The organism is uncultured Lutibacter sp. (assembly GCF_947495725.1).
GTDB lineage: Bacteria > Bacteroidota > Bacteroidia > Flavobacteriales > Flavobacteriaceae > Lutibacter.
Window position 1 is genome coordinate 69624 of sequence record NZ_CANLZZ010000002.1, and the last position, 16965, is coordinate 86588.

At 28.5% G+C, this 16965-nt stretch carries 15 protein-coding genes; 9 read left to right on the forward strand and 6 right to left on the reverse strand.

Going from position 1 to position 16965, the window contains the following annotated elements; genetic code table 11:
* Nucleotides 1-43 precede the first annotated feature (43 nt).
* Together Q0776_RS03980 and Q0776_RS03985 are read right to left on the reverse strand one after the other, a co-directional pair.
* Entirely contained in the window at nt 44-3433 is a 3390-nt protein-coding gene (locus tag Q0776_RS03980; RefSeq protein WP_298365251.1) for a hypothetical protein, read from the reverse strand.
* Between the two features lie 33 nt (nt 3434-3466).
* A complete protein-coding gene (locus tag Q0776_RS03985) occupies nt 3467-3949 on the reverse strand; it encodes a methylated-DNA--[protein]-cysteine S-methyltransferase (RefSeq protein ID WP_298365253.1) in 483 nt (160 codons plus the stop codon).
* A gap of 146 nt (nt 3950-4095) precedes the next feature.
* On the opposite strand from Q0776_RS03985, the gene Q0776_RS03990 reads away from it, so the two are divergent.
* Complete coding sequence (locus Q0776_RS03990; RefSeq protein ID WP_298365256.1) at nt 4096-4455, forward strand: hypothetical protein; 360 nt, start codon at nt 4096-4098, stop codon at nt 4453-4455.
* Between the two features lie 3 nt (nt 4456-4458).
* On the opposite strand, the gene Q0776_RS03995 is transcribed toward Q0776_RS03990, so the two are convergent.
* The gene (locus tag Q0776_RS03995; protein WP_298365258.1) at nt 4459-5226 is read right to left on the reverse strand and encodes a TatD family hydrolase; all 768 of its coding nucleotides are present in this window, start codon (nt 5224-5226) and stop codon (nt 4459-4461) included.
* 165 nt (nt 5227-5391) lie between these two features.
* Between Q0776_RS03995 and Q0776_RS04000 the strand changes: the two genes are divergently transcribed.
* Both Q0776_RS04000 and Q0776_RS04005 read left to right on the forward strand, forming a co-directional pair.
* Nucleotides 5392-6036 (forward strand): hypothetical protein, encoded by a 645-nt coding sequence (locus Q0776_RS04000; protein WP_298365260.1) that lies wholly within the window; start codon nt 5392-5394, stop codon nt 6034-6036.
* Nucleotides 6037-6392: 356 nt separating this feature from the next.
* The gene (locus tag Q0776_RS04005) at nt 6393-6920 is read left to right on the forward strand and encodes a RidA family protein (RefSeq protein ID WP_298365262.1); all 528 of its coding nucleotides are present in this window, start codon (nt 6393-6395) and stop codon (nt 6918-6920) included.
* A gap of 130 nt (nt 6921-7050) precedes the next feature.
* On the opposite strand, the gene Q0776_RS04010 is transcribed toward Q0776_RS04005, so the two are convergent.
* Nucleotides 7051-9348, reverse strand: coding sequence for a hypothetical protein (locus Q0776_RS04010; RefSeq protein WP_298365265.1), 2298 nt, complete (start codon nt 9346-9348; stop codon nt 7051-7053).
* A gap of 144 nt (nt 9349-9492) precedes the next feature.
* Here Q0776_RS04010 and Q0776_RS04015 point away from each other — a divergent pair, with 144 nt between their 5' ends.
* Nucleotides 9493-10563 carry an OmpA family protein gene (locus tag Q0776_RS04015; protein WP_298365267.1) on the forward strand — a complete coding sequence of 357 codons (1071 nt, stop codon included), beginning with the start codon at nt 9493-9495 and terminating at the stop codon, nt 10561-10563.
* An 18-nt stretch (nt 10564-10581) separates the two neighbouring features.
* Here Q0776_RS04015 and Q0776_RS04020 read toward each other — a convergent pair whose 3' ends face one another.
* Entirely contained in the window at nt 10582-11313 is a 732-nt protein-coding gene (locus Q0776_RS04020; RefSeq protein ID WP_298365269.1) for a CDC27 family protein, read from the reverse strand.
* A 1-nt stretch (nt 11314) separates the two neighbouring features.
* On the reverse strand, nt 11315-11896 hold the full coding sequence (locus Q0776_RS04025) for a sigma-70 family RNA polymerase sigma factor (protein ID WP_298365271.1): 582 nt from the start codon (nt 11894-11896) through the stop codon (nt 11315-11317).
* A 118-nt stretch (nt 11897-12014) separates the two neighbouring features.
* On the opposite strand from Q0776_RS04025, the gene Q0776_RS04030 reads away from it, so the two are divergent.
* The 5 genes from Q0776_RS04030 (at nt 12015) to deoC (ending at nt 16964) form a co-directional block, all read left to right on the forward strand.
* Complete coding sequence (locus Q0776_RS04030; RefSeq protein WP_298365273.1) at nt 12015-13067, forward strand: hypothetical protein; 1053 nt, start codon at nt 12015-12017, stop codon at nt 13065-13067.
* A 172-nt stretch (nt 13068-13239) separates the two neighbouring features.
* Nucleotides 13240-14280, forward strand: coding sequence for a hypothetical protein (locus Q0776_RS04035; protein ID WP_298365275.1), 1041 nt, complete (start codon nt 13240-13242; stop codon nt 14278-14280).
* Between the two features lie 196 nt (nt 14281-14476).
* Nucleotides 14477-15202, forward strand: coding sequence for an energy transducer TonB (locus tag Q0776_RS04040; protein WP_298365277.1), 726 nt, complete (start codon nt 14477-14479; stop codon nt 15200-15202).
* A gap of 174 nt (nt 15203-15376) precedes the next feature.
* Nucleotides 15377-16108 carry an energy transducer TonB gene (locus Q0776_RS04045; RefSeq protein ID WP_298365280.1) on the forward strand — a complete coding sequence of 244 codons (732 nt, stop codon included), beginning with the start codon at nt 15377-15379 and terminating at the stop codon, nt 16106-16108.
* A gap of 103 nt (nt 16109-16211) precedes the next feature.
* Complete coding sequence (deoC, locus tag Q0776_RS04050) at nt 16212-16964, forward strand: deoxyribose-phosphate aldolase (protein WP_298365282.1); 753 nt, start codon at nt 16212-16214, stop codon at nt 16962-16964.
* The last annotated feature ends 1 nt before the right edge of the window (nt 16965 follow it).

Sequence of the window (16965 nt, forward strand, 5' to 3'; positions counted from 1 at the left end):
TTAAATAACTGTTTACAAAAACCGAACCATAATTTTAAAAGCCTTAAAATAGTGCTTTTAATTGAATAGTTCCGGTATGAATTGTTTTTGAATTTTTGCTTTTTCGACCTAAATAATTGATGTTTAAATTTAGGAACGAATTTATTTTTCTGTAAAATAATAAGCTCCATGTGTAGTTTTTTCCAGGTTGCAACCCTTCAAGCATTTGATATGCAATAGGAGAATTACTATTGCCTTTAAAATTGTTATTGAACAAATTTAAATCGGCTTTTAAGAGGTTTTTATTGTGGGATGCATAATTTATTTCAAAACCAATTTTTTGTAAATCTAGAGCCTCTAAATCACCAATTCTATTTTTTTTGTTTTCGGCTTCATAAAAAATAGAAAAGTACGTGTTACTATTATAGTAATATGAGATTTTTGGAAGTATTGAATTATTTTTTAGTTTATAATTTCTATTGTTAAAGTTTAATGAATTTGTGTTATTTAAAGAATTACTTAATGTAAAGTTAAATTGCCAAAACGATCCAATTTTATGTTCAAATTGTACTTTATGTAATTCTAAATCATTTTCTAAATTATCAATAGTTGTAGTGTTTTTGTTCTTAGATTGAATATAACTGTAGGTAGTTGAATATTTCTTTCTTCCTTTATTAAAAAAGAAGCTATTGTTTAAGTTATAATTTAATCCTAATAAGTTATTACTCGATGTATTAAATGGGTTTAAATTAAATGAGTTTCCGTCTTTTTTCTGTTTACTATCAACCATTATATAAGTGTTGTTATAAAACTGAGAAATAATTTTTTTTAACCCATTTTTAGAATTCCATTGTTGCGGATTTATTGAAACACTTTGTGAAAACTTGTTTTGATGTGTTGCAATATAATTTACTGTTGGCAAAATAATTCTTAAATAGGTTGCTTGATCGGTAAATTGAGCAATTTCGAATTCGTTTAATTCTTTTATATCATTATTGTTGTAATCTATCCAAGTATAAAATCCTTGTCCAGGTTCTGTTTTTATATACGAATAGTCTTGCTGAGGTAAAGTTCCCGATTGGTTTTGGTAAACTGTACTTAGGTTTAAAAACTGTTTAAATAATTGCTGTTTATAGGTAATTTTTGAATTTAACGATTCTTCATTTTTAAAATTTTTGTTTTCAACAGTTCTATAATTGATATAAGTGTTAAGTTGAGAGTTATTAGTATTTACTAGTGTAGATTTTAAATAAAAGGTTTTCGAATTATTAACACGCTCGAAATGGTTATTTTGAATACTATCGGTTGATCGAAAACTAGCTCCAAATTGAGTAAATACGTTTGTTGAATCTCCAATTCCTAAAAAAGCCTCATATTCATTGAATTTATGACTTAAATTTAAAGGTAATTTCGATTCAATTTCAACACGATTATTATGTTCTCCTTTAAATAGAACTCCATACCAGCTTTTCGATAAATTGTATTTAGTGTTTATAGTATATCTAGAAAAAGTTCCTTTGTCCATTATATTTTCATTATTTAAAACACTTCCATTAAAATTTAACAAAAAGTTTTTATAATTAATATCTCCAAAAATATGGTGTCTGTTTCCTTTAAATGAATCGCTAAATTCTAACTTTTCAAATAGGTAATTTATGGCATTATTTTTTTGGTTTGAAAATGCTAATGAACTACTTAAAAGTTTTTGATTTCCTATTGTATTTTCAATATTCCAATCGCGATTAAATTCGATGTTTTGAACGCGTTCAACGCTTTTAAAACGATCATTTATATAATCAAATTTCACATTACTTTTTAATTGCCATTTTTTTTGAAAAATTAGTTGGTCCCAACTAAATTTTGAAGCCAAACCATCATTTTTGGAATCGTCGATACTTGAAAATAAATTTTGATCAAAAACACTAAATGCAGTTTCGGTATTTATAGTTGTTTTAAAAGATGGATTATAACTTGCTTTAAAAACTGCAATTTGCAATTTGTTTGGTGCTACTAATTGAATTAATGGGTTATAATTTCCAAGGTTTTCACCGGCATATTCATAAATTTTTCCAAGAGCTATAACATCTTTTAATATATAGTTTCCTAAATTTTCTCCAACATATGAAAACGAAACATTGTATAATTCATCATTCTCGTTGGTAGAATATTCGAAAATTTCAATAGTTCCAAAATTTACTTTTTTATATAAAATTTTATCTTCAGAATACGCATCAATATATGCCGAGGGAGATACCATTTTATTGCTATCGTTCCCCGCATTTGAAAGCTGTTGTTTTTGTTCATTGGATAAATCTTGTTCGAGAGATTGGTTTTTTAGGTCGTTTTCATTATAAAAATAACCACTTACAGATAATTTATCACTTTTATAAGTTACGTTGTTATAGGTTGTAAATCGGTTATAAACACGGTCGTTATATTGGTATTCGGCAGTAATTCTCATATTTCCTGTTATAGGAAATGTTGTTGTAAATGTAACCTCAGCAGTATTATAATCTATTGTATAATCATTACTTTCACCGCGTTTTAGAAGCTGTCCATTTACATAAATTTGTTCTGTTCCCGAAAGAATTAGAATGTACTTATTATTAAAATCAGATAAAAAATAAGGACCTTGATTTCCTTCTTGCCCAATAATTTGAATTCTGTTGTATTTACCACGTACAATGGCTCCGGATGCTTGTAAATTTATTTCTGAATTTTCATTTTTAATTTTAGCCTGCACACGCAATCCTGATACCTTTTTATTAAATCTTAAAAATGAAGTTTCCTGGTTGTTTAAATAAATGTCTCCAGCATTTATATTCCAATTTTCACTAAAAAGTTCCATAAAAACACGATCAAATTCGTTTATTTTATATGTATTTCCATTTTCTTGAATTGGTAAATTGGTATCAATTATTGATGCTTTTAATGTTACTTTATCCGATAATTTTCCTGCAATTTGTAAATCTAAGGAAGAATTTACAACACCATTTTGATTATTACCTACCGTAAGTCCTCGGGTAACATCTCCAGTTGTTTTTAATCCGTCAAAAGGTTTAAATGGTATTTTTTGCTCGTTAGTTGTTAAACTATATAAAGGTCCTTCAGTTGAAGTATTAGGTACAATTCTTTTTTCATCAAAATCGAAATATTTTTTGGTTAAAAATGCTGGATATGAAGTGTATTGTATTACAACTTCATTATATTTTTTAGTATTATTTGAGTTGAAAATCAGTAATGATTTTGGAAAATCAACAGTGTATTTTGTTGAGTCAATTTCGGATGTTGAATTTGAAAATACCTTAAAATTAAAAGGAGTTATACTTACAGAATCTATATTTACAGTGTCGTTTTTAACGATAAAGGATTTCTTATGTAAATTTTTCGATTGAAATTGAGCATTAGCAATGGAGCTAATTAAAAGAAACAATAAGAAGAATCCTTTTTTCATTTTTTAAACAATCGTATTTTCAACAAAAATAGTTTAAAATAATGATTGTTGTTTGGAAGGACTTTCGTGTTGTAATAACCATTTTTTACGCCATATTCCACCTGCGTAACCCGTTAACGAACCATCACTTCCAATAATTCGGTGACAAGGAATAACAATCCAAATAGGGTTTTTTCCATTTGCGGAGGCAACTGCGCGTATTGCTTTAACATCTCCCAAAGCTTTACTTTGTTCTAAATAGGTTCTAGTTTTACCAAAAGGTACTTCTTGTAGTTTTACCCAAACTTTTTGCTGAAATTTTGTTCCTTTTGGATTTAGCTTTAAGCAGAAGTTATTTCGTTTATTATTAAAATATTCATCAAGTTGTTGAACACAATCTTTTAAACACTCAGGAATATTAGTTGAAGACTCAATATCTTCATCAATTACGGAAATATTTGAAATTCCTAGAACTGAACCTATAATTTTAGCTGTACCAATAGGGGTTTTGTAATATGTAGTTTCAAGATTTTCCAATTATTAATAAATTCATTTGTTAAATTTAAAGATACATTTAATTAAAGAAACTTGCCAATTGTTAAAATCATTTGTAATTAGCTGTTTAACAGTGTTTTTTAAATTATCTTTGCCTAGCTATGAAATCAGATTCCATATTATAACGTATGAATAAAGCCAAGTTTTTTCTATTATTTTTAATTATTTCTTCAATATTTTCTTGTGAAAGTAACGAAGAATTTAATACATCAGATCATTTAATAGGTGAATGGTTGCGAACTGATTCTAGGGAGGATTTTGAATTTAGACTTATATTTAATACAAACAACACAGGTTATAAAATTGTTAAAAATGGGACTAAGGAAACGAACATTACTTCTTCATTAATTTCATTTGATTGGAATATTGTTAATGATAATTTGAATTTAATAGAACTTAATGAGGTGTTTTCAACGTCTATTTCAATTAATAATGAACAATTAATTCTAAATGATTATTCAGATTTTCCTTTTAATAGGGTTGAATAATAACTAAATTCCAAATATGTCTTTAGAGTTTTGTGTAGTAATTTTAGCAATTTCTTCTGGTGCCAAACCATAAATATCCACCAATTTATTCAATACATTTAAGATATAACTACTTTCGTTGCGTTTACCTCTATAAGGAGTTGGAGCCAAATAAGGAGCATCGGTTTCTAAAACAACTTGATTTAACGGAATTTCGTTTAAAAACTTATCTATTTTACCATTTTTAAAAGTAACAACTCCACCAATTCCTAATTTCATATTATAAGATATAGCTTGTTTAGCTTGTTCTAAATTTCCGGTAAAACAATGAAAAATACCATAAAGTTTATCGTCTTTCACTTCCTCTAAAACTTCAAAAATCTCATCAAAAGCATCTCTACAATGAATTACAATTGGTAAATTTTTCTCTTTTGCCCAAACAATTTGTTGTTTAAAAGCATCTTGTTGCTGTTGTAAAAAAGTTTTATCCCAATACAAATCAATACCAATTTCGCCAACAGCATAAAAATTTCGTTTATCCAGCCATTCTTTTACAAAAGCCAATTCTTCTGCCACGTTTTCTTTTACATGAGTAGGATGTAATCCCATCATTAAAAAAGTATTTTTTGGAAATGCCTTTTCCAAATCTAACATTGCAGGTAAATAAGTAGAATCTATGGCAGGAATAAACATTCTAGAAACTCCAGAGTCTATTGCTCGTTGTACAATTTCATTTCTATCATTATCAAATTGTTCGCTATATAAATGCGTATGAGTATCGGTTAAAATCATAGGGCAAAAGTAATTAAAAACTGTTTTAAATAACAGAGTTGTTAAGTAATTAATACCTACATTAGTTTAGTAAAAATAAGATGTTTAAGAATGTATAGTAGGATTGGTTTTATATTGTTTTTTGTATTCATTTTTAAAAGTGTTTATGCCCAGGAATATAGGAATATGAGAACTTATACAAAAACTACAAATAACAAAATTTTACAATCTGGTTGTTGGCTAAAAAAAGATAGAAAAAGAAAAACAGAGGTTTGGAAAAATGCTAATGTTTTTAATTTGAGAGCAGAAAATGGAAGTTTAAAGTATACTTCTATAAGTGAGATTTGCGATTTTTATAATTGGTTTGATAATGCCATTAAGTTAAAAGGACATGAAATAAATGGAGTTGGAGTGGCTTCAATAGCTGCTGCACAATTATCTAATATGGATAATGGATTTATTAAAGTTTTTATTGTTAGAAATAAAGAAATAGTACTTTTTGCAAATGAAGGTTCTAAAAAAGTGTTAGCATTTGGATTTCCATTGTTGAAAGAAATTTATTTTTCTGAAGATATTTTAATAGGCGAAAAAGCTAAAAATTGGGATATTAAAAATGGTACTATTGAGCAATGTCAGGTTTTAGAACCCTTATATAATAAACTTTCATTTAAAGCCCTATATAGGTTAGAAAGGATTGCAAAGGGGAAAGGAATATTTAATTTAGCTGTTTCAAAGGAGTTAGAATTTGAAGGTGATATTACTAATTGTCATTCTAGGTTTCTTCACGGAAGGAATAAACTGTTACCTTATTATTTGGCTCAAAAAAAATAAGTTGTTTTTTAGGGATAAAATATGTTAACAGTTATATAGACAGTACATTACATTTGTTGTTTGTCGTTTATTTTACTTACATTTAGCTATTACTAACTAATAAAATTAATTTTAATAAGAAAAATTACTTTTCTAAAATTACTGTTTAGTACTTAATATTTTTAAACAACCCCTTTTTTAGCTATTGAATGTAAATTTTACACGAAATGAGTTAATTTTTATAACTTAAAATTAAAAAGTAATATTTATTTATCTATTATAAAGTAGTGGCTTAAATTGAATAACTCATGACTATAAATTATAAGTAAACGGGAAAGCCGAAAACCGAAAAAAGTAGGCATTAAATAATAATTATTATGAAAAAACTAACTAACATTATCAATCAATTTACTTTAATTTCAATTTTTATTTCATTCACTTTTGTATTCCAAAGTTGTGAAGAAAAAGCAAAAGAATCGACACATGTACCTGAACACGAACCAATAGTTGAGGTCGAAAAACCTGAATATTTTCAGCTTCGTCCGGAAGTGGAAAAAGCCTATGGGTATTCGCATGCCGTTAAAATTGGAAACGATATAAAAATATCAGGAGCCGTAAGTATGGACAATGAAGGAAACCCAACTGCTATTGGAGATTTTAAGCAACAAATGAAAAATTGTTATGACGATTTGGATAAAATATTAAAACATTATGGTTGTACTTTTGATGATGTAATTGTGGAAAATATTTTTACTACAAATATGCCGCTGTTTCTTGAAAATGCCGGTTATCGAAATTCGATTTATACAAAACAATTTCCAACAGGTTCTTGGCTTGGAGTGAAAGAATTGGCAATACCAGAATTTATGATTGAAATTGAACTAGAAGTACATAAATCCGAGTAGAAAATAATATTCATATAAATAAAACATCCAATTTTCTATATTAATTTATAAAAAATTGAAAATGAAAATCCAGCTTATAAAGAACAAACAAAGGTCCTTTATAAGCTGGATTAATTTTTTTAAATTTGTCTTAAAATGGTAGTTTATATCCCACAGAAATTTGATTCAAATCAAATGTGTTTCTCATTGTGTAATCAATAAATAAATTTTCTGAAATAAAAGGTAAATAAGCGCCTAATACTGCATTATAAAATCCTTTGGTGTTGTCACTATTTAATAATGCTCCTAGTCCAGCTCCAATATATGGTTGTATTTTTCTATTTTCTTTTAAGAACGGGTAAATTATGTTTCCGGACGCTCCAAACAGAATATTATCGTTAAATCCCACAAATACTTCTGGCGCAAATTTAAAAGGAGAATTGCCCATTGTAAAATAAGCTTTTGCTCCAATTACAGGATATCCAGAATTGTTAAATTGGTAACCTCCTTCAATTGAAGCATTTTTATATGTTAAAAACCGTTCTGATGTTAATTCCTCAGAATTGTCAATTGTAGCAACATCAACTATTTTAGTTTCCTCCTTAACTTTGTTATTGTCTTTCTCAACAGGTTCAATATTTTTTAAGGTTTTTTTATTTAATTTCTTAAGCTGTTTTTCCGGTTTATCAGACTTTTTAGTTTTAACTTCCTTTTTTGATGTAGAAGTTGTTTCTATAGCTGTAGCTTTTTCAATTTTAACTTCTTTTTGATTCTTTTTGTTAGTTTCTATTACTTTTTGCTCATTTTTATTTTCTAAAAGCAACGTTTCTAATCTTTTAATGCGTGCGTTTAATAAATCTAATTGATTGTTGTGAAGGCTATCAGAAACATTTAATACTGCGTTTTGAGAAGTTGATTCTTGACTTAGACCTTTTAAAATTCTATCAATTAACGATTCAAATTCAGTAGGATTCATTTGGATAACTGTATTATTTGTTGAAGCAGTATCCTTTTGACTTTCAATTGCCGAAAATTTTTCAATTTCCTTTAAAGCTAATAATACATCTTTTTTCTCTTCTAATAACAATATGGCTGTATCAGCATCTTTAGTGTCGTATGCTTTTTTTAATTTATCATCTAATGAAGATAAAGTACTTTGATATTCCTTTTTAAGTGCATTAAATTTTTCAATATTGTTGGTGTTTGCTTGAGCATTTACATTATTTGAATGAGACTCTTCATTGGTTATTGAAGCCTCTTTTGCGTTTTTTCCAATTGTAAATTTAATTCCAGCATTGTACATTAAATGTGTTTGAATCTCATTAGGAATAGAAATATTAGCAATATCTTCTCCAGTTGTAAACATAGCACGTAAACCACCTGAAATAAGGATTCTTCTTCCTAAAGGAATGTTTAAACCTAAACCACCAGTTGCAAATTCGCCACTTGGAACTTCTAAATTTGTTTTGCCAACATATAAATTATCAGAATTTAAGTATCCGCCTCCTAAAATTAAATAAGGAGTTACTCCATTACCATCATTTAAACGTGCTCTAAATTCTAATCCATACATAGATAATTTATCAAAATCTAAGGAAATTTCGTTGTTATTTGTTGCGTTAAAATAAAATCCTCTTAGGCCTATATATTCATTAAAATCAAATCCAGCATAACCACCTAACATGTAGGTGTCTTTGAATAACGATTTGTCGTCAAATGATATATGAGCAATACTTGGTTCTATTATTAACTGAATTCCTCTAAGCCCACCTTTAATTTTATTTAAATATGCTTCATCTAATTCAGTAAGAGTACCAGGTTTTCTTCCTCCCAAATAAAATTGAAGCGATCCCATTAAACCCCAGTTACTCAAACGGTCTGTTGTTGTGGTAGCATCATCAATATTATAGATTGTTTTATCGGTAGCACTTAATAGGTTAGAGGCTGCATTAAAGTTGTAGGTAGTGTTCTTTGCTTCAATAGATAAAATAGCTCTTTTAGCTAAATTAACTTTAAATCCTAGGCCTAAACTTGCGTAAATTTGTTCAAAATCTTTTGAATTTGCCTCAATATTTTGAATACCTGTGCCAATAGTAAAATAAGGTTTAAATTTTTTTGTTCCAATATTGGCCTTAAATTCACCACCCCAACGAGTAAGAAATACATTTTGACTGTTGAATAAATTTTCATCGAAATTGGTAATTCCAAATTTCGAAAAATCTGTTTGTAAATCTAATGAGCGTAAATATACTGCGCGAAGCTCTATATACTCTCCAAATCCAAATCCTAGCTTTCCACCAACCAAAACATCATTTTTTAGTCCAGCTTGATTATCCCACCAAGTATATTCGGCAGCAGGTGAAAGTGTAAAACTAATGTCCTTTACTTGAGCTGTAAACTTTGAAGTAATCAACAAAATTATTGTTAGTACAACTGATATTTTTTTCATTTAATTATTTTTTTAATTGTTTCTATGTTTCTGATTTTTAAAAAATTGCTCGTAAAAGTAATGTATTTTTTTATTGGTTTAACAATTATTTTTTATTGCTAAATTTGATAAATTGTATATACATTTGCGAAAAAAAAATATTAGATGAAAATTGAAAATAAAGTAGTTTTTTTAGTAGTAATATTTTTTATTACAACTGCTAATTTTGCGCAAATTAAAAAGCAAGAAAGTAAAGTGGTTATTTCTGAGTCGGAGATAATTTCGCTTACAAAAACCTTGAAAAAGTATAGTAAAACAAGTGCTTTAAATAATGCAATTGTTAGGGATAATGTGCTAGATTCTCTAAACCAAAGAATAAATAAATTAACTAAATTACTTTCTTTATATAAAGAATCTAATTTAAACAGTAATAAGAATCTATTGGAAGTTGTTGGAGATACAGTTAACCATAAAATGGTATTGGTATTTCCTAAAGAGCCTATTGAAGTTAAAAAAAATAGTACAACTTCTAGGCAAGAAAAAATAAGTGAAAATGTAACAGATACTAATGTTTTGGCATTAGCTAAACTTGAACAAGAAATTATTGCTTTAGAAAAGAAAATTTCAAAAGGTTTTGAAGAACAATTAAAGTTGTTAAATGCTACTCCTAAAAGTAAAGTGGTTGAAACGTTTGTTAAAGCGCCACCTGTATTTATTGAAAAAACAGTTTTAAAAACAGATACAATATATGTTTTAAAAGAACTTAATGGAAGTAAATCTATAGATTCATTAAATATGAAATTGTTGGCGGTAAAGAATAACGAATTAAAAAATCAGCAATTAATAATAGATTCACTAAAAATCCAATTATTGGAGAAAGAAAAAATTGTTCCAGTTGAAATTAAAAAGGAAACTGAAGTTACTGCTTTAAAACTGTATTTTTTTAATAACGAATTCAATTTAAACGAAATAAATAAAGCTATTTTAGATGAGTTGTATTTAAATAGTTCAACTACAAATGCTTTGTTTACAATTAAAGGATTTGCAAGCGCCTCTGGAAATGTTAACTACAATAAAATTATATCTACCAAAAGATCTCAAGCTGTATTTAATTACCTAATTGAAAAAGGTGTAAAATCCGAAGCTATTAAGAGCGCTTCTTTTGGAGTTGATTATAATACAAAGGATGCATCAAAAGCACGACGTGTAGAAATAGAAATTACAAAAAAATTATAATTGTTATTAAAATAGCAGTTATAATTTTCTCAATAATTTACTGGCTAAATCATATTCTTCAGCACTTTCTGGAATTGTTTTTAACACTTCTTCGCAAGTTTCAAATTGTTTTTGTTTAAGCAAGTTTAAAGCTTTGTACCAAGTGGCTTTATATTTAAAAACAGAATTTCCTTTAGAAATTGAATCGAAAATAGTTTCGGCTTCTTGAAATTTATCTAATTCTAAAAGAGATATTCCTTTATATAATTTTATTTCAATATCATTTGGAAACTCCTTTTCTAAAACAATAAGTTGGGCAAAGGCAGTTTTATAGTTTTTGTTATTAAAGGCATCTTGCGCTTTTAATAATGTTTCATTAGAATCTCCTCTAACAACCAATTCTAAATTACCATGATTTGAAAAATCGCTATAAACCGGATCCCCATTTTTAAATATAAAAAAACCAATTAACAAAGCAATACTTGCTGCAACCATTAACTTTCGATAACGCATTAACGAAATTACTTTGGTTTCTTTCTTTTCTTCTTTTATAAACGTCGCACCAAGATTTGATAAGGTATTTCTAAGCTTTGTTTCTTCCTCTTCATTTTCATACTTTGAAGATAAGGAAGAATTTAACGCTTTATATATTTCAAACTCTTGTTTAAAATCAGCATCAGATTGTAATTTTTTTTCGAAAGATAATAACTCCTCACCAGTAAGTTCCTTATTAAGGTAGTTATCGAATTTTATGTATTTTAATTCTTCCATTTTAATAGTCTTTTAGTTGTTGAAATTCATTCGAATCTTTCACAAGCTGGGTTAATTTTCCCATACATTGCGATTTCTTCTTACGAGCATAACCATAAGTTACACCTAATAATTCAGCAACTTCTTCCATCTTTTTTATTTTGAATGTAGCTTTTAATAATTCTTGGCATTTTTGGCCTAATTCTTTAAACTTCGATTCAAAAAGCTGACTTTGTTGTTCAAAAATTTCAGTTTCTTCAACTTGTTCTAAATGCTCGTCTTTAATAGATGCTTCATCTTCTAAAATTGTTACCCTATTATTTCCTCTTTTTTTAAGTTCATTTAGCCAACGTCTTTTACATAATAGATAAAAGTAAGCATCAAACGGACATGTTAAGATAAAATTCTTCTCTTTTGCCTGATGATAAATAGTAACTAATGTTTCCTGAATAATGTCTTGGGCATCATCTGCATTTCCGTTATTGTTTCTAACATAAGCAACTATCTTATGCGAAAAGCGCTCATATAATTTAGAAAGAACTCTGCTGTCGTTTTTTAGCAAAGCTTCTATATATATGTTATCTGCGTGTGGTTTTTGACTCATTTAGAATTGTTAGATAAGGCTAATTTAAAATTTTTTTCAGAATAAGGGGTAACAAATTATTAGTTGTGGTGATATGTTAGTGTAAAACAAATTTAAAAACAACGAAAATTACAATATTATGAAAACACAAAACTTAAAATTCACAAACTTAAAAAACAGTAAAGTAGTGAAAAACATTTTTAAAAGCGTATTAGGATTATCATTAATTGCATCTTTAGGAAGTTGTATTGACGATCCAGTAATTGTAGATCAACAACCCTTACCAGATGGAATTGCCTTAAATGATAGATTTTTAAATAATAGAATTAATGCTTTAGAAGAATTTACATTAGATGCAGCAACTGGTGGTATAATAACAGGATCACAAGGAACAAATGTAACTTTTCAACCAAATTCTTTTGGAATAAACGGAACTCCAGTCACTGGAAATGTTACTGTACAATTAATTGAGATTTACGATAAAGCTTCAATGTTGCTAAATAATAGATCAACATTAGGAATGAGAGCTAACGGAGATAAAGAAGCATTAAAATCGGCCGGAGAGTTTTTTATAAACGCAAAGCAAGGATCAAATGAGTTGGATTTATTAAGTGCAGCCTCAGTTGAAAGTCGTCCAATAGATTTTGCGGATTTAGATGGTGGAATGCAAATTTTTAGAGGAGGACCAGATCAAGATTGTGACGGTATTGATGATGATTGTGATTGGGTACCTGCTGATGAGGATAAAAATGGGGAACAAGATGATGCTCAAATTAGAGATGCGCAAGGTGCCGATGGTGCATTTGCAACCTATAATTACGATATAGGAAGTTTTGGTTGGACAAACCTTGATAGATGGTATAGTTATGCAGGAGCAAAAACTGAGATATTTATTGATGTTCCAGCAGAATTTAATCAAGATAATTGTGCAATATACTTATCTTATGATGGAGAGCCAACAGCTTTAGCAAGAATGGATGTTTACAACACAAGTTTAGAAATGTTTACAGAGCACTACGGATTAATACCTGTTGGATTAGAAGTTCATATTATTATGGTTGCTGAAATTGATGGTGTTTTAAATTACGCAATTCAAGGAACAACAATAGTTGAAGATCATATAGAAGTTATATCAAGTTTAAGTCCAATTACACAACCTGCGTTAGAGAGTTTAATTAACGGATTACCTTAAAATATTACAATTGGTGAACAGTTAGAAATAGGTTAATAACTGGGGAAAGGCTATCAAAAAATGATAGTCTTTTTTTTATTTAAAATTTTTTCAAAAAAAGAGGGTAACAATTTTTAATTGTGTTGATATATAAATGTAAAACAAAATTAAAAACAACAAAATTTAAGATATTATGAAAACACAAAGACAAAAATTCACAAACTTAAAAAATAGTAAAGTTGTGAAAAACATTTTTAAAAGTGTATTAGGATTATTATTAATGACTATAATAGTAAGTTGTATTGACGATCCAATTACGGAGCCATATCAACAACCACAACCAAATGGTTTAGCACTAGCAGAACTATTTGAAAACAATAGAATTAATGCTGTTGAAGAATTTACTTTAGATGCCGCAACTGGTGGTATAATTACGGGTTCTCAAGGAACAAAAGTTACGTTTCCACCAAATTCTTTTGGAATAAATGGAACACCAGTTACTGGAAATGTAATTATTCAAATGGTTGAAATTTATGATAAAGCATCTATGGTTCTTAAAAATCGTTCAACTTTAGGAGAAAAACCAAATGGAGATAAAGAAGCTTTAAAATCAGCAGGACAATTTTTTGTAGGCGCAAAACAAGGCGCAAATGAATTAGAATTGTTGGAAATGGCAACTATTACAAGTAAAGATGTAAATTCTGATGATGTGGACTGGGGAATGAAAGTTTTTAAAGCTGGTGAAACATTAGAAAGTACAGAAGATTGGGTAGAAGCTGATGAAGATAATAATGGAGAACAAGATGATGTAAATTTTAAAGAAGCTGAAGGAACAACAGGAGTAATTGTAACATATAATTTTGGTATAGGAAGTTTTGGTTGGTCTAATTTAGACAGATGGTATAGTTTTGCTGGTCCAAAAACACAACTTTTTGTGGATGTTCCAGAAGGTTATAATGGTGATAATTGTGCTGTTTATTTATACTACGACGGAGAAAATACTGCTGTTGCACGAATGGATACTTGGAGTGAAACCGAACAAATGTTTACAGAACATTACGGATTAATTCCAATTGGTTTAGAAGTTCACATAATAATGGTTGCTGAAATTGAAGGTGAATTACATTACGCAATGCAAGGAACTACAATTGTTGATAATCATATTGAAGTAATTTCAAGTTTAAGTCCAATTACACAACCAGCATTAGAGAGTTTAATTAATGCATTGCCATAAATATATTTTAAAAAAGGAGAATTGTTATGAAAGAAGCTGTCCAACTGGACAGCTTCTTTTTTTGGTATGTTTTTTGCTTTAACATAATTTTAACATTTATCCAGTACTTACTTTATTAATTGAACCTTCTCAATTCCACTCAATAGGATTCAATTTTTGTTATTGTAGATATTGGATGATACAAAACTTAATTATTATGAGAAAAAAACACCCAAAAGCAAATTTAGAGAATTACAGTAAGTTATTTGCACAATTAGCCTTAGTATTATCATTGTTTGTTGTTTATCTGTTAATTCAGAGTAAAACTTTTACCAATGAAATAGCCCTTTTTTCTGGTGAAGATCGGAATTTAATTGATGAGGATGTTTCGTTGATTGAGTTTAACATTGAAAAGCCAAAACCAGCATCCAATCCTCCCAAAAAAGTAATCCTTGATATTATTGAAAAAGTAGATGATAACAAGAATATTGATGAAACTTTATTTGAAACAGTTGATGTAGATGCTCCAGTTGATATTTCAAAGTTAGAAAATGTAAAAGAAAATGATGAAATTGACCCGAAAGATGAAGTTTTTGATATGGTTTTTTTAGAAGAAGCTCCATTATTTCCAGGATGTAAAGGAACAAAAGAAGAACTAAAAGCTTGTTTTTCAAAGCAAATAAATAAATTTATTAGCAAAAAATTTAATGCAGGTTTGGCCGAGCAATTAGGCCTTTCTCCCGGAATTCAAAGAATTCATACAATGTTTAAGATTGATAAAAACGGAAATATTATAGATATTCAGGCAAGAGCTCCACATGTAAAACTAAAAGAAGAAGCTATTAGAGTTATAAATCTATTACCAAAAATGAAACCCGGTAAACAACAAGGTAACCCAGTAAAAGTTAGATACTCAATGCCAATTGTTTTTAAAGTTCAATAATAAAAAAAGAGAAACAAATACTTGTTTTTGAGCAGCCATTTTTGTAAATTTAATAGGATGAATATCTTGTAGGAGTAATCAGTTTTACAAAAATATATTCTGATTTTCTTACATTATAAAAGTGGCTGTTAAACAGTTTATAATTTCTTTTTGTTCAAATTAAAATTGGTAGTTATGGAAATAAAAAAATATCCTAATGCCGTACTTGAAAATTATAGTAAAATTTTAATGCTCTTAGGCTTAGTGCTATCACTATTCATAGTATATGAGTTTATAAGAATTAAATCATATCCAAAACCAATAAAAGCTTTGTCGGCAACCGTTTTAGGCGAAGATGATTCGGAGGAGCTTGTTGAAATTAAACCAATAGAAGTGCAAGCACCTCAAACACCACAAGCAGTTATTCCAGATAGAATTATAAAGGTTGAAGATGAGGTTGATATTCAAGAAACAGTTATTGAAAGTACCGAAACCGATGAGTCTGAGGCAATTATTGTTGATTTAAATAAGGAAATTATGACCGTTGAGGAAGAGGAGGTAGTTGTTGAAGATGTTCCTTTTGTAATAATTGAAGATGTTCCCGTTTATCCAGGTTGTACAGGAAATAAGGAACAATTAAGAAATTGTTTTTCTAATCAAATTTCAAAATTTGTACTTAAAAAGTTTAATCCGGAATTGGCAAGTGATTTGGGATTACAAGCTGGTAGTATTCAAAGAATATTTGTAATGTTTAAAATTAATAGCGAAGGAAATGTTGTAAGTGTTAAGGCAAGAGCTCCACATAAAAAATTACAAGAAGAAGCCATAAATATTGTAAGCTCATTACCTCAAATGACACCGGGTAAACAAAGAGGTCGGCCAGTTACAGTAAGTTATGGATTACCTATAGTCTTTAAAGTTAATTAACCATTTTAGTGGTTAAACCAAAATCCTGTTAAAGCAGGATTTTTTTATGGTATTGAGGAAATTAAAAGTTTATATTTGTTACTTCAACCTATATTAAAAAATTATGTGCGAAGTTAATGTCAATCAATTTTTAGAATCTACATATCTTAAAACTCCAATTCAGGCAGGAATTTCACCTGAGGCTACAAAAAAAATAGTGGAAGAGCTTATTCACGAGGCTGTTAACAATAAATTTAAATTGGTAATGATTCGTCCGGATTATGTGTCATTAGCAAAAGAAATGATTGCAAATTTAGATTCTTACACTTCCGTTGGAACCGTAATTGGTTTTCATGAAGGAACGTATTCAACAGAAGAAAAAATTGCTGAAGCTGAAAAAGCAATTGCGGATGGGGTAGATGAATTGGATTTTGTTGCAAATTATGAAGCTTTTAAGAATGGGAAAATAAATTTAGTTAAATCTGAAATTTTCAAATGCACTAAATTGGTTTTAGACAACAATAAAGTGGCCAAATGGATTATTGAAATTGCAGCTTTAAACGATGAAGAAATTATTGAGATTACCCAATTAATAAGAGATGTTGTTTTAGATAATTTTGGTGAAGAAAAAGCGTTAAAGGTTTTTGTAAAATCTTCAACAGGTTTTTATAAAACTGAGGGCAACAAACCAAACGGAGCAACTTTTGAAGGAATGAAATTAATAATAGAAAATGCTAAGCCTTTACCAACTAAAGCTGCCGGAGGTGTTAAGAGTTTTAAAGATGCACTAAAAATGATAGAAATAGGTGTAAGGCGCATTGGAACTTCATCTGCATTAGCAATTGCCGATGGAAACATAGCGAAAGAAGGATATTAAT

Coding starts and splice junctions, on each gene's coding strand:
- Q0776_RS03980 (WP_298365251.1), bottom strand. CDS start 3,433: ATGAAAAAAGGATTCTTCTTATTGTTTCTTTTAATTAGCTCCATTGCT.
- Q0776_RS03990 (WP_298365256.1), top strand. CDS start 4,096: ATGAATAAAGCCAAGTTTTTTCTATTATTTTTAATTATTTCTTCAATA.
- Q0776_RS03995 (WP_298365258.1), bottom strand. CDS start 5,226: ATGATTTTAACCGATACTCATACGCATTTATATAGCGAACAATTTGAT.
- Q0776_RS04000 (WP_298365260.1), top strand. CDS start 5,392: ATGAGAACTTATACAAAAACTACAAATAACAAAATTTTACAATCTGGT.
- Q0776_RS04005 (WP_298365262.1), top strand. CDS start 6,393: ATGAAAAAACTAACTAACATTATCAATCAATTTACTTTAATTTCAATT.
- Q0776_RS04010 (WP_298365265.1), bottom strand. CDS start 9,348: ATGAAAAAAATATCAGTTGTACTAACAATAATTTTGTTGATTACTTCA.
- Q0776_RS04015 (WP_298365267.1), top strand. CDS start 9,493: ATGAAAATTGAAAATAAAGTAGTTTTTTTAGTAGTAATATTTTTTATT.
- Q0776_RS04020 (WP_298365269.1), bottom strand. CDS start 11,313: ATGGAAGAATTAAAATACATAAAATTCGATAACTACCTTAATAAGGAA.
- Q0776_RS04025 (WP_298365271.1), bottom strand. CDS start 11,896: ATGAGTCAAAAACCACACGCAGATAACATATATATAGAAGCTTTGCTA.
- Q0776_RS04030 (WP_298365273.1), top strand. CDS start 12,015: ATGAAAACACAAAACTTAAAATTCACAAACTTAAAAAACAGTAAAGTA.
- Q0776_RS04035 (WP_298365275.1), top strand. CDS start 13,240: ATGAAAACACAAAGACAAAAATTCACAAACTTAAAAAATAGTAAAGTT.
- Q0776_RS04040 (WP_298365277.1), top strand. CDS start 14,477: ATGAGAAAAAAACACCCAAAAGCAAATTTAGAGAATTACAGTAAGTTA.
- Q0776_RS04045 (WP_298365280.1), top strand. CDS start 15,377: ATGGAAATAAAAAAATATCCTAATGCCGTACTTGAAAATTATAGTAAA.
- deoC (WP_298365282.1), top strand. CDS start 16,212: ATGTGCGAAGTTAATGTCAATCAATTTTTAGAATCTACATATCTTAAA.